Raw genomic sequence first — 16,157 nt, 5'->3', positions numbered from 1 at the left:
TTCAGCTGTGTACGATGGTGGGCTGACTTCTTCTCCATCAAACACTGCATCGGCTACTACACAATCTAATACATCAACATTGACAGTGTCAACACAGTTAATCACCGGAGATACTCTTACAGGAATGTATACTGAATTACGTAATTCAACTGGACAGATAGCAGCATCCAGTTTCTCCCCTGCTACATTTGTCCTGAAAAATGGTGCACAGTATACAGTTGGAATGGGCAACTTTGTAACATACATATTTGATCACTGGGCAGATACGGGCTCTACAACTAACCCCCGACCAGTATCGATATCAAGTGACACACAACTAACTGCTATTTACCGGGATATTGGGCTGGTACTTTCTCCATCCAGAGGACCTGCAGGTACAACGGTATCAGTAACGGGTGCAAATAATGCCTACTCACCAAGTACTGCAGTCACACTAAGATGGGATGGCACAGCACTTGCAACAATAACATCAAACTCCACTGGAGGATTCTCGGCAACATTCCAAGTGCCTAGCACTGCAACAGCTGGTTCACACAAGGTACAGGCAACAGACGGAACCCACACACACGCTGCACTATTTATAGTAGGTCCTAACGGTCCTACAACTCCACAACCGCCAACCAGTCTTACTGCTACTACCATCTCCTCCTCACAAATTAATCTGTCCTGGACTGCACCATCAGACAATGGTGGCTCTGCAATTACTGGTTACAAGATTGAAAGATCACAAGACAACAGAACTACTTGGTCAATAATATCTTCCAACACTGCCTCTACATCAACAACATATTCTGATACCGGACTGTCCCCCAGTACTGCATATGCTTACCGTGTATCTGCAATCAATTCTGTCGGTACCAGTGTACCATCAAACATTGCATCTGCCACTACGCAAAATGCTCCGGTTTCTGTGCCACAACCCCCGACTAACCTCACTGCTAGTGCAGTATCATCATCACAAATTAATCTGTCCTGGACTGCACCATCGAACAACGGCAGTTCGCCACTCACTGGTTACAAGATTGAAAGATCACAAGACAACAGAACTACTTGGTCAATAATATCTTCCAACACTGCCTCTACATCAACAACATATTCTGATACCGGACTGTCCCCCAGTACTGCATATGCTTACCGTGTATCTGCAATCAATTCTGTCGGTACCAGTGTACCATCAAACATTGCATCTGCCACTACGCAAAATGCAGCTACATTATTGTCTCCAACTGGCCTCACTGCTAGTGCAGTATCATCATCACAAATAAGCTTGAATTGGAATGCGCCAAGTAACAGTGGCAGCTTGGTAACAGGATACATGATTGAAAGATCATCTGATGGAGGTATCACTTGGTCTACTAAATCCAACACTGGCACTAGTTCTACAATATACTTGGATTCTGGACTGTCTCCTAGTACAACCTATACTTATCGTGTCTCTGCTATGTATGGAGCCGAAGCCAGTCCTCCATCAAACACTGCATCGGCTACTACACAATCTTCTACATACAAACTAACGGTATCTACACAACTATCAACAGGTGATACTCTTACAGGAATGTATACTGAATTACGTAATTCAACTGGACAGATAGCAGCATCCAGTTTCTCCCCTGCTACATTTGTCCTGAAAAATGGTGCACAGTATACAGTTGGAATGGGCAACTTTGTAACATACATATTTGATCACTGGGCAGATACGGGCTCTACAACTAACCCCCGACCAGTATCGATATCAAGTGACACACAACTAACTGCTATTTACCGGGATATTGGGCTGGTACTTTCTCCATCCAGAGGACCTGCAGGTACAACGGTATCAGTAACGGGTGCAAATAATGCCTACTCACCAAGTACTGCAGTCACACTAAGATGGGATGGCACAGCACTTGCAACAATAACATCAAACTCCACTGGAGGATTCTCGGCAACATTCCAAGTGCCTAGCACTGCAACAGCTGGTTCACACAAGGTACAGGCAACAGACGGAACCCACACACACGCTGCACTATTCATTGTTGGATCAAGCAGTGCTATCGCACTCTCTAATACTTCAGGTAATGCTGGAGATCTAGTAAAAGTCACAGGTACCAATTTCTTACCATATTCGAGAATCACTTTATATTTTGATAATACATCCTTGTCAGGAATCCGGGTAGGACAAGGTGGAGGTTTTGCGCCAAACTCTAACCCAGCTTCCATAGAAACTGATTCTAGCGGAAACTTTGTAGCTGATATTCAGATATTTGACAGACCTACAGGATCTTATAATGTTAAAGCTACTGACCAGAGCGATAGCGATACAAAGAGCTTTACAATAGCACCTGGTGCATTATTGTTTAATCCAACAAGTGGACATGCAGGTACTGCAGTAAACTTTCGTGCTAGTGGCTTTGCAGCCAGTTCAGTGATTGCTATAACGCTTGATGGTGTTCCAGTTGTAACCAGTCCAGCTAGTATAACAAGCGACCTAGTGGGTGAGTTCCAAGGATCATTCACCGTTCCTACTACATCTACGATTGGATTACATCAAGTGCAAATATCAGACAGTGGAGGGAACAAATATTCTAACTCATTTAATGTGACTAGTTCCAGTACTCCGATGTTTAATGTTAAAACACTAGTGTCAGGACTCTCAAGTCCTGTTGGAATGGCGTTTATTCCAGACAATGGACCAGGTAAAGATGGATCTGGTAATTTCATGGTGATTGAACAGAATGGAACCGTAATAGTAGTCAAAAATAACGGTGGAACTTTTGTAACACAAGCAGTACCGTTTGTAAAAATACCAAACGTACAAGTTTATGCAGATGCAGGACTTTTGGGAATTGCATTTGATCCAAACTGGGTGAACACAAAATTGGTGTACTTTTACTCTACATTAAATGTCGCAGGTGTAGTGAAAAATGAGGTTTTCAGATATCATGCTACAACTGACTCCTCTGGAAATATAATAGCAGATACTAGTGTTGGTCAGCAGATAATAGTTGATAAAATTCCAGCTGATGTAGACCATGATGGAGGACACATGAAGTTTGATTCACAAGGTAATCTCTACATCTCTACAGGTGACAACTATGGATATACTGCATCCCAAGATCTTACATCATTAGCAGGCAAGTTGCTCAAGATAACTCCACTTGCAAGTCCCAACTCCAATGGACTACTTTATTCCATTCCAAGTACAAACCCATTTGCTACAAATCCAAACTCCTCCATTAGAAAGGAGATTTACAGCTATGGAATAAGAAATACCTTTAACTTTGACATAGATTCACAGACAGGCAAGATATACTTTGACCATGTGGGACAGAGTGCATGGGAATCTATTGTGGATACAACAAACCCAGTTAATTTAGGATGGTCTAACTATGAAGGTCCAACTGTTGGAAATCCACAAAATGTAACAAACTATAAAGAGCCGCTATACTGGTATCCGCACCAAGGACTAGAACCAACAACTGGTTTTGCCAAAGACCTTGAAGCAATCACGGGAGGCGTATTCTACCATGGAAGTGCATACCCGTCAAATCTGCAGGGTGCCTACTTCTTTGGAGATTATGGTGCAGGGTATATAGCTGCACTTCTCTCAACTGACAAAAATCCTCCACAGGCAGATCCAGTGACAGGAGTTCCAAAGGGACAGGTTCAGACAATCATGTCTGGACTTACCCTGGCACCAACAGACATGCAGGTGTGGAATGGGGAGATCTACTATGTCAATCTGACAGGAAGCATATCTGTTCTAAACTACAGCTAGGTGTAATTGGAACCAAAACTTGATAAATTTTTTTTCTCACCAGTCTTAGGATTTCTCTAACTTCTTGATGAATTGCAGTCCGGAAAGTGTAGATGATTCATAGTCTGCAGTCAAATTTGGTTCGAAAGATATGTATCCATGATATTTGATTTTTCGCAAAGCCTTTACAATTGTAGCAAAATCAAGATGTGCATATCCTGGCATTGCTCTGTTATTGTCTGAAAAATGTGTATGCCTGAGTAAACTTTTTGAATCAAGTATTGTTTTCTCAAAAGAGCTTTCTTCTATATTCATGTGAAACGTATCGAGCAGTATGCCAACATTGTCTTGATTTATCTTTGCTGCAATATATGCAGCATCTTTGGCTGTATTGCAATATGGGGTACTGTACCTGTTAAGCGGTTCAATGAGCAAGCTCACATTATGGTCTGCAGCAAACCGCGACAAGGATATGAGCAGGGGAACTGCCTTTTCCATTGCAGATTTTTTTTGATCTTCAGATACTAGACCATGGTTTGCATCAAAATCAAGACTACTGTCTGCAAAGAGGCAGATGTTAATTTCATTGCCCCCAAGATCTTGACACATGTTGATGCACTTTCTTACATAGTTCTCCGAATGTTTGATCATGTCTTGATCTAGACTCAAAAGTTTTCTCTTCCATCCTTCTTTGCTTGCCCTTCCCCACATGCCTGTTATGCCACAGATAGTCAACCCATGTGAGGCAGCAGCCTCTTTGATATTTTTATAGTCTGCTTGGTCTGGCTCTCCAAACATCTCCACAGCATCATATCCATGTTTTTTTAATCTTGACAGTGTCTGCTCTATCGGTTCTATTTTTCTAAAAGAATGCAAAGTTATAGAATACTTGAATCCCAATTATTATTTCATATGTGACTTTGTTTTTTATCTTTATGGTATCTGCCAATTATTTAAAATGTGACTTGCAATATCGACACATTTTACAATGCTTGAATTTTTTGTCAATCCCGACTTGTGATTTGAGACATAGCATGCAAGACCATCTCCTGTTTCCAGGTTGGCAGGCGTTCCATGCGAGCCTTTTATCAAGTTTGTATCAAATGGGATGCTATTTTTTTCCCTGTCAAAAAATAATTCCAGCGGGTCATAGCCTGGCTTTCGATGAATGTCTACTGTTCCAGCAAAAGGTGGAGCCTTTTGAATATCATACCACCAATAGTAGCTAAACCATTTGTCCTTTGTAGATATTGCAATTAGCTCACCGCTTCTTTGATTGTCTATCTTCAATTCCTTTTGTTCTTTTTTTGTCAAGATTTTTTCTACTCCTGGAATATTTTTCAGCACCTTGTATGTCTTGTCTATAAAATCATCCTTGACGTAAATATGTGCTACTTGGTGATCCACCATGGCAAATGCCCTGCTGAGCTCAAAGTCAATGTATTCTTTTTCTCCGATGGTCCTAATGTCCAGCAGTCCTGCTTCCCTAAGTTTTACATTCAAAGGAATAGCTCCTGAAACATCATTGAACGCATATTCTGAAATAATTATAAATTCTGTAGTATCTGCCATTCCCAATTTTGTTGCCTTTTCTACAATGTTTCCTACAATACTATCTGCTTTTTTTAGATCGTCGTGCACCTGGCTGCTATTAGTGCCAAACCTTTGAGCAGAGTAATCGACATGTGGTATGTATACAAACATCAAGTTTGGACGTGACTTTTCTAGAGTATACTCTGCTGCCTTGCCAATCCATTCACTTGATCTGTGTGATGCCATGGGCCCCCAATATGTTGCAAGGTTAAACTCACCAATGGATTTTGCTACACTTTCATAATATTCTATAGGCTTTGAATAGCACCATTGTATCATGCTTCCGTCTCCCATGTGAAGTGGTCTTGGTGTAATGATTATATCCGAGTTTGCAAACATTGTGTTTTGCCAAAAAAGAACTGCGGTCTTAACACTGGAGGGCAAATTAGATGACTTGCTTTTTAGAATATCCCATAACCTTTCCCTTTGGACAAGCGCACTTGGCTGTTCCCAGAAGGAGACTGTGTGACTGTCTCTGTCATACAGCCCGTTAGCAATTATGCCGTGCTCGCTTGGGTATAGTCCGGAAAGTATGCTTGCCTGAACGGTACATGTAACAGAGGGAAAGACAGGCTCCATTTTTGCGCTTTCCCCTTTTTGCGCCAGTGTTGATATGTTGGGAGTAAGATCAGAATTCAAATGTCTGTGCTCCAAGCCAACAACATTAATTACAATAATGTTTTTTGTAGATATTTTTTATTCAGCTCCTAGAATAATATTTGTGTTCCACTACTTAAACTCAGTCTATGTAACATAAAATTTTTTTGACAAGAGAATAGCTGGCACCAAGAACAACAGAGTTGGTAATCCATATGACAACCCTGCAAATCCACTTACAAATATGCTGTCAAGAATTATTATTGAAATTACCATATTCTTGATCACGTTTTGAATGGATGATGCATCACCTGCGAGGGCCTGCTTGATGATGAGACTCATGATGATGGTATAAGGTACCAAAATCACAAGACTATCTGTCTTGATGAATTCAAGAAAAGTTGCAATTGTTATTGATGCAATGATTCCATAAATGACTGAAAAGAAAATTACTGTATGTCGTTTTGATTTTATTCCGCTTAGTTCTTTTTTGCTAAAAAGCGTAATAACTACAACATACAAAAAGACAGAGCCTGCCACAAAAACAAGTCCAGATAAATTAGGATGGAAAGACAATTGAAGCGAAGCACTTGCACCCATAATTACATTGAAAAATCTAGTCCCTCCCATTGTTATTGGGCTGAAAATTTTGTTATTCTTTAATCTGTAGTCATACCCAAATATCATGCATGAAAGAAAAAAAGAAATGACAAAACTTGACCACGAAACAAAAAAGGCAAGCATGATTGCCAATGCCATGGATGCAACCGCAATTTGCGCCGTTCTCTGTTTTGATATGGCTCCGGACGGCAGTGGCCTTGATGGTCGTTCCTTTCTGTCCACTTCGATATCAAAATAATCATTGAATACTACTCCTGAAACATAAAGTAGCATAGATGATGCCATTAGTATGGTGAGATTGACATAGTTTAGCTCAGAGAATGGTGTTACTGCGAAATATCCGGCTACCACATTTGTTGGAGCAGTAAATGCGTTGGGCAGCCTTACTAGCTGCAAATATTTTCTAAACATGAATAGTCTCACATAAAATGTCAGGTATCAATAATGTCAAGACAAAGTTATTTCATTTAGCAATATCTCTGAGATAGTCAAATGTCTTCTGTGCTGCCTCCACGGGATTTGACTGATAGGGATAAAGCTCTACTGTGACAAATCCACTATATCCTATCTCATCCATGGCCTCAAAAACTTGGGCAAAGTCAATTGCGCCAAGGCCTGGTATTAGGTGATGATGTACTCTGTCTTGTGCAATGTCTGCTAGATGAAAGTGATCCGTATAATCTACAAGCTCGTAAACTAGTTGTGCGGGATCTTCGCTTACGCAAAAAAAATGACCAATATCAAAATTAAGCTTTACATATTCAGAGTTGACTTTTTTTATGAAACTTTTGAATTGTTTTGAGTTCTCTAACAATAAGAACGGTTCGGGCTCGACAAGAATCTTTATTCCTTGTTTTTCGGCTATCTCTGATGCCCTCAATAAACCGTTAATGAATAATTTTTCCAGATGGGCAAAACTGTGGTTGTCTGCACCATTTACTGGACCTCCAGGTTCTGTGGAAATATTTTTGGCTCCTATTTTTTTTGCCATATGGATACAGTCTATTGTATGTTTTACTCTTGTCTCCCTTGATTTTTCATCATCTTCTATCCATGATGGGTGATAAGTGTCTCCAACTGCATAAAGGGTAAAGGCATTAAGATTCGATATCTGCAAGTTATTTCTTGACAAGAGATTTTTTATGGATTGAATTTTCTTTTCGCTAAATTCTGGTGGATATGCATGTGGTACATCACATAATATCTCTACGCCTTCATAACCGATTGCAGCTATTTCCTTTATGGAGTCTTCAAGAGAATATCTCTTGAATGCATTAGTACTAAAAGCAATCTTCATGTCAGAGATTCTGATATGTCATCAAGGTTTCCAGGTAAATCTGGGAGACTGTTTGTAGAAATCATACGCGTTGTAAAAAGTAGTCTTTTCAATGTCAGTTGAACTAATTCCCTCATTTTTCATCTTTTGTGCAGTCAATGGTACGCTGAGTGGATCCGACACCCCCCAATCTGCTGCACTGTTTATCATTATGTGGTCTGACCCGTGTTTTTGAATTATCTTGGCTGCTCTTTCAGGAGATAATTTTGTGACGGGATACACTGAAAGACCTGCCCAAAGGCCTAGTTCCAATGTCTTTCCAATTGTATCCTCAATGTTGTGATCTATCAATATTTTTTCTCTTTTGTGTTTGTGGTCGTTTTTTAGAATCTTCTCAATGCGGTTCATACCATCTACTTTACTGTGGTGTGGGAGGTGGACCATCGTCAGCATGTCCTTTGATGTTGCCAGCTCCATCTGTTTTACAAAAACTTCCTCCTCGGAATCATTTATGAGGTTATATCCAAGCTCTCCTATCGCTACGACATTCTCACGGTCAATATATTTTTGTTTCATGGGCTCTAACGCATCGATGGCAAGAGGCCTTGATGTGGCTTCTTTTGGATTTACAGAGATGCATACAAAGTGTTCTATTCCAAAATCTTTTGCCCTCTTTGTTTCAAATGTTATCATGTGTTCCCAATAATCCTCAAAAGTACCGACCGAAGTTCTTGGACTGCCAAGCCAGAAAGAAGGTTGAACAACGACCTCAATTCCAGCTTTTGCCATTGCTACGTAATCATCAGTGGTTCTAGAGTACATGTGTATGTGAGGATCAAAAAATCTTGCCAAGGTTTCATACTTCTCCTATGCTATGACAAGCCATCATTGTCCACTTTATATTTGTCGAGACATTGGATCCAGACGCAAACAAAATTTAAAAATGTCAAGGAGCTTACTTGGGTCATTAAGTATTTCAAGAATCTGGAATAATCTTAGCTAAAAATCCTACTAAATACATATAGTAGATAATTCGTGCACATGATAGTATAACAAGATGACTTTTTTCACCTATGCCAGCAAAATGTTGAATTTGAAGGCAAATGCCGCAATGTTTTATGGTCCAGACAACCTTGTTGTAGAAGAGCGAGAATTTTCACAAGACAATAATGAATCGGTAGTTAAGGTAAATGCCTGTGCTGTCTGTGGATATGATGCACGCGTTTATCGCAATGGACACAAAAAAGTAAAGACTCCACTCATACTGGGCCATGAGATATGTGCAGAAGTGCTACAAGATATCAATACATCAGATGGAGTTCTAAGATCTGGAACAAGGATTGCAGTATCCCCGATCATACCTTGTCTTGGATGTAAGTTCTGCAATAAACATCAATACAATTTGTGCAATAATTTACGGGAGATTGGATCAACGGTTGATGGTGGCTTTGCGGGATACCTCAAGATCCCAAAAGAGATAATCAAAATAGGCGGGCTAGTTCAAGTTCCTGATAATTTAAAAAACGAGGAGGTCGCTCTTTTGGAACCGTTAGCATGTTGCTTAAATGGATTTTCCCAGTTGGGAGAGATTGAACCAGAAAGCTCAATTCTGATAATAGGTGATGGTGCAATCGGGCTGACTCATCTACAACTAGCCAAGAGATTACATCATGCAAAAACTGCAGTTGTGGGAAAAATTGAGTCCAGGATACAAAAAGCGAAATCGATGGGCGCTGATGAGGCTTTTATATTCGGGAATCAAACAGTTGATGATGTCTTGAGCTTCACAGATGGTTACGGCTCTGACATCATCATAGTTGCTACAAGTAATCCGGATGCACTAAATCTTGCAACGATGGTGGCAGGTAAAAACTCCAAAATTAATCTGTTTAGTGGATTTTCAAATGGTCATGGGTTTTCACCTGATCCTAATTGGCTGCATTACAATCAAGTCTCGATAATGGGAAGTTTTAGCTCAACACCTAAAATGCTGCAAAAGGCTGCAACACTTGCATCTGATGGGATGATAGATCTATCAAAAATTGCAACACACCGATACTCGTTAGGTGAAATAAAACAAGCTGTCTTGGCTACCGAGGAATTTCATGGACTACGTGCTGTGATTGACAAATTCTAGGTATGCTTTGGCATCTACCCATGACACATTTCTAGATTTTACCCAAATATGCTAAGAATGTTCTAGTAGATTTATAGTTCAGGTTAATAAAAAACAAAAACAAAGTAAAGTGAAGTGAAGCCGATTATAATATTTAGCATTGCAATAATTGGGTTGTTGTCGTTTTCTTTAATTGATAATGCATCTGCAAATGAGGGTGCTTTTCGAGCAGCTGCAGAAAAAGCCTGGAAAGAAATACAGGCACATGATGCCTTGCCAATAACTCCAATACCAAATGGCACAAATTATAGCATTAATGCAACTAGCGGAAATGAAACTAACAATTTAGGATCTCCACAAATAATAATGTCAAAATAACGAACTAGTTTATTGTCACCAGTGTTCGTATATCATGCAGTTTTATGCAAAATAGTCTCTTGTTATGAGGCTAAAAATATCTTGTTGTATGTTACTCTCACTTTATGAATTTTTTTATAATACTTTACTAGAACTTTATACTACGAAACTTTGCTTGTAAAAAGTTACATTGTTTTTAAAAAACATGGATAGTGAATTCATATAGATTGAAGATAGAAACATGGATGCACAGAATTACAAGCGAATCTAACTTGTGGTTGAATGCTGTCAAGATGGAAGAAGAAGGAAATTTTTTTGAGGCATTTTTTCTTTATATGAAAGATGCTGCAGAATCTCTGCAAAAAAACTTGCTAGTAAGAGCTGCTCTTTGCTGTTCTTGTGCAGCAAATTGTTTGTCTGTCACTGGAAACCTTGCAGCGTCACGTCATCTTTATCTGCAAACTGCAATGCTTTATGAGACTCGTGGGGATTCTATAATTGGAGAGTCAGTAAGAGAGGCGCTCTGGTCATACAAGGAATGTTATGAATATTACCATCTTGCATGCGATAGCGAGAAAACACAAGTTGTCTATGACAAGTATGTTTCACTTGCCAGGAGAATAAACCCCTTTCTTGGAGAAGAAGACGCCATGAATCTAATGAGGCAGAGAAAAATGGCTACAACAGTGACTAAAAATGACATTACTCAGACTAACATGCAGATTTCAGCCCAGATAGACAATGCCATGGGAAATATCCTAAAAACCATCGAGTCAATCTATGCTAAAAACAATCCCGAAGAAGGCAATTCAGAATCAAAGCACAAGGTAAAGAAATTTGAAAAAAGTCTTACTAATTAACTGGGATGGTTATCCCAACATTACCTCAGGGGGAGTGTATACCTGGACCAAGGCACTGATTGACAGTATGCAAGACTATGAATTTGTTGTAGTAAACGCACTATCAAATCCGAATTGTAATTCTGTGTATACGGTACCAAAAAATGTTACCCAAATTATAGATGTTCCAATATTTGGCTCAAACAGATATGATGAATTTTCTAAAGAAAGGGGATCCCTGCTTCCAAAAATTCTTCGAACAACTGAATCTATAATACAAAATAATTTTTTGGGCCTCTACAAAGAGTTCCTCCGCGCAGTTCTATCAGATAGATGTGATACAAAACTACTAGAAGAATTGATAGTTAAACTTCACCAGTTTTTACTAAAGTATGATTCCAAGAAATGCCTTGAGCATCATCTGTGCTGGGACATATTCATGGAGCAGCTAGGCAGGCAGCATTTGTATAGGCACTTGACAATGAAGGAAGCACTAATTGCATTTCAGCTTATACAGAGAAATATTGCACTTCTTTCAATTCAAGTTCCAAAAGTGGATATAATCCATTGTTCATTGGCATGGCTTCCTTCGTTGATTGCCATTTATGCCAGAAAAGAAAGTAACTGTCCCGTTCTGATTACAGAGCATGGAGTTGCATATAGAGAATTATTATTGTATTACAACCGTTTCCTATTTGATGAATCTTCAAAGATATTTTGGAAAATATTTTCTCACAATATAATACGCACAGTATATTCCATTTCTGATACACTAACTACAGTATGTAATTTTAACAAGATATGGGAAGAAAAACTTGGTGCGAATCCTTCCAAGATTAAAGTAGTGTATAATGGAGTTGACACATCAAAGTTTAGACCGGTAGATGTACAACGCAACGATGACAGGCCGACTATAGTCTCAGTTGCAAGAATAGACCCCTTCAAGGATATAGTCTGTCTTACACAGGCTATCAAGTATGTAAAAGAAGAGATTCCGGACATCCAGTGCCTAATCTATGGGGCAGGAATTGACCTTGAATATTGTGTAAGGTGTGCCAATGCAGTAAAGGACCTTGATCTTGAAGACAATGTAAAATTCATGGGAGGAACAAAAGAACCAGAAAAAGCATACAGCGCAGGAGATATTGTAGTAATCAGCAGCATTATGGAAGGTTTTCCGTTTACGGTCATAGAGGCAATGGCATGTGGAAAAGCCGTTGTGGCATCAGATGTTGGAGGTGTAAGGGAAGCTTTGGGGGATTGTGGTCTATTGGTAAGAAGTAGGAGACCGCGTGAGCTGGCAAAAGGAATTATTCGTTTACTTCAAGATCAAGAGTTACGGAAAAAATTTGAAAAAGATTCTCTGATAAAAATAAACACAGAGTTTACACTAGATAGATGTGTTCAACAATTCAGACAAGAATATGCTGACTTGATAAATTTGTATGATGATAAAAAAGAAAAAATGGAGACAATCGCACAATGAAAGTTTCCAAAGCTCTAGTCACTGGCGGTGCAGGTTTTATTGGAAGCCATATTGTGGACAATCTAATAAGTAGAGAAATAGAAACCTATGTTATAGATGATCTTAGTACGGGATCACTTGCAAATTTACAACACCACAAACAAAATAAATTATTACACATGATTGTTGACGATGCAAGAAAAATTACAAGTCTTCTATCTGATGTTACTGACATTGATGTAGTTTTCCACGAAGCTGCAATAGCAAGTGTACCAAAATCAGTCATCAATCCAATGCTAGTCCATGATGTAAATGTCAATACTACACTTGAGATAATGAATTTTTGCGTAAAAAAGGGAATCAAAAGAATTGTCTTTGCATCAACTGCTGCAGTGTATGGTACAATAAAAGATAAGCAAGCATCAGAAGAAATGCTTTGCAAACCAATCTCTCCTTATGGTGCATCCAAACTATCTGTTGAAAATTATCTTGATGCGTATAGCGCATCATATGGTCTTGAAACCGTAGCTCTTCGGTACTTTAACGTGTACGGTGCACGACAAATAATGAACGATTATAGCGGCGTCATAACAATCTTTACAAACCAGTTATTGCGACGGCAAACGCCCACTGTGCATGGAGACGGCAAACAAACAAGAGATTTTGTTAATGTCAAAGATATAGTTCAGGCAAATCTTTTGGCCATGGAATCCAAAAATGCAGTGGGTGGAATATTTAATGTAGCCACTGGCAAATCTATCACGATTCTTCAATTGCTTGAAGTATTAAAATCCATTACCAAAACTACCGAGATTGTGCACAAGTTTGGTCCACAACGGGAGGGTGATATCAGGCATGGTCTGGCGTCAATTGATAAAATTACAAGCATTGGCTATGCCCCAAAAGTTTCTGTAGACAAAGGATTGGTTGATGTTGTAGAATATCTTAGAACAAAAAGCGAATTGTTGCAAGGAATTAATTGAAATGATGACACCAGAACATGATGTAGAAAGAGAACTTACTAGTGAATCAAGACTCTTTGCACAAAAGGTAGCAAGATCAATAATAGAAATAGAATCAAATGTCAATAATATTGCAGATGTTGTAGTCTTACTTGATGTTCTGGGTTATAACAAAGAGCAAGTGATGAAATATGGTTTTAGTGATTTGTTTGATCTTGCAAAATATATTTATGATTTTGTAGATGTCTATGAGGACAGAAGCAAAAGCAAAGAGGACTATATCAAAACCTTTACGATACCAATAGATGGTCTTGGCCACCGGGTTGCAGAAAGCATAGGATTGTTATTTCCTTGGATTGGTACTCTGGTGCTGTTCTTTCTTACTGGCGTCTCATTATGGATGGCATGGGGGCTGCCGCCGCAAATATCCACTGCTCTGGTAGTGGGAGTATTTCTTGGACTGGTAATAAGCGAAGGATTGGTACAGGCTTTTGCAAAACTCTTCACTTTCTATCATGAGCAAACTAACATAGGAGAGATGAAGCGTCTGATCAAAAAAGAGTATGTACTATCTTCTATAATCTTGACATGTGCTGTTGGCGGCCTGTATGGTTATGGCTTTTTTACACACATTCCATTTGAATTGGTTACAATATCAGCCATAGCAACTGTAACCATATCCTTGCACAGGATAAGCTACATGGTTATCTTTGCGTTAAAGAAACTTGCTCATCTAATTTTTGCATACTCTGCAGCCTTTGCAACAATACTCTCTGTTTTTTTCATGACATCTTCATCAATTCATGATGCAACCTTTAGGTATTTTTTGGCACTGGGAGCATCATTTGCCATACTGACAGTCTTTGCAGTTTATCATAATCTGAAAATCATGTCTATCAAGCCATCGTCAAAGGTATCTTTGGATGCCCCGCATTTCTACAAACCACGTGCTCTGACAGACAAGACATTAAAATCAAAATTCAGTGTTCAATTGTGGGAAAGTTTGCCTAATCTTCTGTCTGGTGTATTTTTTTTTATTGTAATGTTCTCTGACAGAGTAATCTCTTGGTCGTATAATACACTAAAAGTAAATGGGGTAATTCTTCCCTTGGGATTCAACTCTGTATATCACATGGGTGCAGATTTGGCATTGTCTGTTCTGATACCTGCCTCGGTAATACAATATGTCATGACTGTTTCTATATTCAAGCAGTTAAACAACATGAGTGTAATCTACAAGGTCCCGGAAATAGATAAAATATATCAATTTATACAGAAAATCTACCGTAAAGTAATTACCGCATCCATCTTGGCCTCCGTGATTGCAGCTTTGGTGATCAATTTTGTTGTACCGCAAATTCCTGCCTATCATGGGGTGTCACATGATAGCATGTTGATATTGCACATTGCATCAATAGGAAATGTTTTGCTGTCAATTTTTAGTGCCAATGGCATGTTTGCAATGTTGCTCAATAGAGTAAAACCACTTACAATCATGACTATCATGTCTGCTATTGTAGTTAGTCTGGGAGGAATTATTTTGGGAAGATTTGGTCTTGAATATATCACATTATCATATGTTGCATCTGCAGCATTACTGGCTATTTGCTCTACGCTTTATGTTAAAAAAATCTTCAAGAAGGCACCAAGCATTTTCTTTGCAAGATATGTCTGATTATAAAAACAATCAAGACTTTACATGAGTTTTCTTTTCAGAAATTAATTGTTTTTTATATTAATGATATATAGTCTGTAATATGTGATTAATATTCTCATTATTATTCTATAAATAAAATTATGAAACTGTAATCTGAATTCATGTTTGTTATGCGCACCTCTTTTATGTCATAGAAGATTGTTCTAACTTGATTTGCAAGTAAAATCATCTAGAATATTTGTCGGGCTTGTTACAGCCCTATTATTTTTCAGCATGATTTCTACCATGCCAAACTTTGCATCCGGTACTACATCAACAGACCTATCCGCAAGGCTTGGGGGAAATGCAACTGGAATATACTATCCACTGTACAGCCTAAGCGAGCTTCCACAGGTGCTCGCAGCAAAACAAGCTTTTCCTAATGTACCGTTCATGGTAAACATAAATCCGTCATCAGGCCCTGGCTCTTCTGCTTCTGCAGCATGGGCAACTGCAATTACACAGCTCAAAAGCGCAGGAGCAGTAGTCACAGGCTATGTACCAACCGGATACGGCACAGGAAGAACGATATCAAACGTGGAAGGCATGATATCATCGTATAACCAGTTTTATCCAAACATGCTAGACGGCATAATGTTCGATGAGGTGTCAGGATCTTGCTCAGAGTTTAGCTTTTACCAGACAGTGTCAAACTATGCAAGATCACTTGGATATTCATACATACGGGCAAACCCAGGCAGTTCAATATGCCAGACAGATGTACCGCTCTTTAACCACATTGCAATATACGAGTCTGCGGGTTATCCAAGCGAGTCAACACTTGCATCAAATACCTACTATCCACAATATTCAAAAAGTGTAGTTGGTTTTGGTGCCACGGTGCACACCCAGCCAACATATGATCCCACCTGGCTCCACATGGCAACAAAATATCTAAA

The 16,157-nt window shown here is 39.1% G+C and carries 13 protein-coding genes; 8 read left to right on the top strand and 5 right to left on the bottom strand.

The genetic code is table 11. The features are described from left to right. Positions 1 to 3,757 (top strand): fibronectin type III domain-containing protein (locus BQ3481_RS05705; protein WP_197706558.1); only part of this gene is annotated, 3,757 nt, incomplete at its 5' end. A 45-nt stretch (positions 3,758 to 3,802) separates the two neighbouring features. Here the strand turns inward: BQ3481_RS05705 and BQ3481_RS05700 are convergent. The 5 genes from BQ3481_RS05700 to BQ3481_RS05680 form a co-directional block, all read right to left on the bottom strand. Beyond that, positions 3,803 to 4,636, bottom strand: a complete 834-nt coding sequence (locus BQ3481_RS05700; RefSeq protein WP_157927404.1) for a sugar phosphate isomerase/epimerase family protein — start codon at positions 4,634 to 4,636, stop codon at positions 3,803 to 3,805. Between the two features lie 33 nt (positions 4,637 to 4,669). Then, positions 4,670 to 5,998 (bottom strand): alkaline phosphatase family protein, encoded by a 1,329-nt coding sequence (locus BQ3481_RS05695; protein WP_255408357.1) that lies wholly within the window; start codon positions 5,996 to 5,998, stop codon positions 4,670 to 4,672. 75 nt (positions 5,999 to 6,073) lie between these two features. After that, a complete protein-coding gene (locus tag BQ3481_RS05690; RefSeq protein ID WP_157927403.1) occupies positions 6,074 to 6,958 on the bottom strand; it encodes a UbiA family prenyltransferase in 885 nt (294 codons plus the stop codon). A 52-nt stretch (positions 6,959 to 7,010) separates the two neighbouring features. Then, on the bottom strand, positions 7,011 to 7,844 hold the full coding sequence (locus BQ3481_RS05685; RefSeq protein ID WP_157927402.1) for a sugar phosphate isomerase/epimerase family protein: 834 nt from the start codon (positions 7,842 to 7,844) through the stop codon (positions 7,011 to 7,013). Between the two features lie 21 nt (positions 7,845 to 7,865). Continuing rightward, complete coding sequence (locus BQ3481_RS05680; protein ID WP_157927401.1) at positions 7,866 to 8,675, bottom strand: TatD family hydrolase; 810 nt, start codon at positions 8,673 to 8,675, stop codon at positions 7,866 to 7,868. Between the two features lie 241 nt (positions 8,676 to 8,916). Here BQ3481_RS05680 and BQ3481_RS05675 point away from each other — a divergent pair, with 241 nt between their 5' ends. The 7 genes from BQ3481_RS05675 to BQ3481_RS05645 form a co-directional block, all read left to right on the top strand. Further along, on the top strand, positions 8,917 to 9,960 hold the full coding sequence (locus BQ3481_RS05675; RefSeq protein ID WP_162287749.1) for an alcohol dehydrogenase catalytic domain-containing protein: 1,044 nt from the start codon (positions 8,917 to 8,919) through the stop codon (positions 9,958 to 9,960). Positions 9,961 to 10,074: 114 nt separating this feature from the next. Then, a complete protein-coding gene (locus BQ3481_RS05670; protein ID WP_157927399.1) occupies positions 10,075 to 10,317 on the top strand; it encodes a hypothetical protein in 243 nt (80 codons plus the stop codon). A gap of 206 nt (positions 10,318 to 10,523) precedes the next feature. Continuing rightward, positions 10,524 to 11,156, top strand: coding sequence for a hypothetical protein (locus BQ3481_RS05665; protein ID WP_157927398.1), 633 nt, complete (start codon positions 10,524 to 10,526; stop codon positions 11,154 to 11,156). Then, positions 11,134 to 12,621 carry a GT4 family glycosyltransferase PelF gene (gene pelF / locus BQ3481_RS05660; protein ID WP_157927397.1) on the top strand — a complete coding sequence of 496 codons (1,488 nt, stop codon included), beginning with the start codon at positions 11,134 to 11,136 and terminating at the stop codon, positions 12,619 to 12,621. The genes BQ3481_RS05665 and pelF overlap by 23 nt, the downstream gene beginning before the upstream one ends. Then, the gene (locus BQ3481_RS05655; RefSeq protein WP_157927396.1) at positions 12,618 to 13,583 is read left to right on the top strand and encodes an NAD-dependent epimerase/dehydratase family protein; all 966 of its coding nucleotides are present in this window, start codon (positions 12,618 to 12,620) and stop codon (positions 13,581 to 13,583) included. The genes pelF and BQ3481_RS05655 overlap by 4 nt, the downstream gene beginning before the upstream one ends. A gap of 1 nt (position 13,584) precedes the next feature. Next, positions 13,585 to 15,237 (top strand): polysaccharide biosynthesis protein, encoded by a 1,653-nt coding sequence (locus BQ3481_RS05650; RefSeq protein ID WP_157927395.1) that lies wholly within the window; start codon positions 13,585 to 13,587, stop codon positions 15,235 to 15,237. A gap of 195 nt (positions 15,238 to 15,432) precedes the next feature. Further along, positions 15,433 to 16,157 (top strand): spherulation-specific family 4 protein (locus BQ3481_RS05645; protein WP_231911883.1); only part of this gene is annotated, 725 nt, incomplete at its 3' end.

Source organism: Candidatus Nitrosotalea okcheonensis, from assembly GCF_900177045.1.
In the GTDB taxonomy this organism is placed as follows: domain Archaea; phylum Thermoproteota; class Nitrososphaeria; order Nitrososphaerales; family Nitrosopumilaceae; genus Nitrosotalea; species Nitrosotalea okcheonensis.
This window is presented reverse-complemented; position numbering and strand designations above follow the sequence as displayed.

Coding starts and splice junctions, on each gene's coding strand:
- BQ3481_RS05690 (WP_157927403.1), bottom strand. CDS start 6,958: ATGTTTAGAAAATATTTGCAGCTAGTAAGGCTGCCCAACGCATTTACT.
- BQ3481_RS05685 (WP_157927402.1), bottom strand. CDS start 7,844: ATGAAGATTGCTTTTAGTACTAATGCATTCAAGAGATATTCTCTTGAA.
- BQ3481_RS05655 (WP_157927396.1), top strand. CDS start 12,618: ATGAAAGTTTCCAAAGCTCTAGTCACTGGCGGTGCAGGTTTTATTGGA.
- BQ3481_RS05650 (WP_157927395.1), top strand. CDS start 13,585: ATGATGACACCAGAACATGATGTAGAAAGAGAACTTACTAGTGAATCA.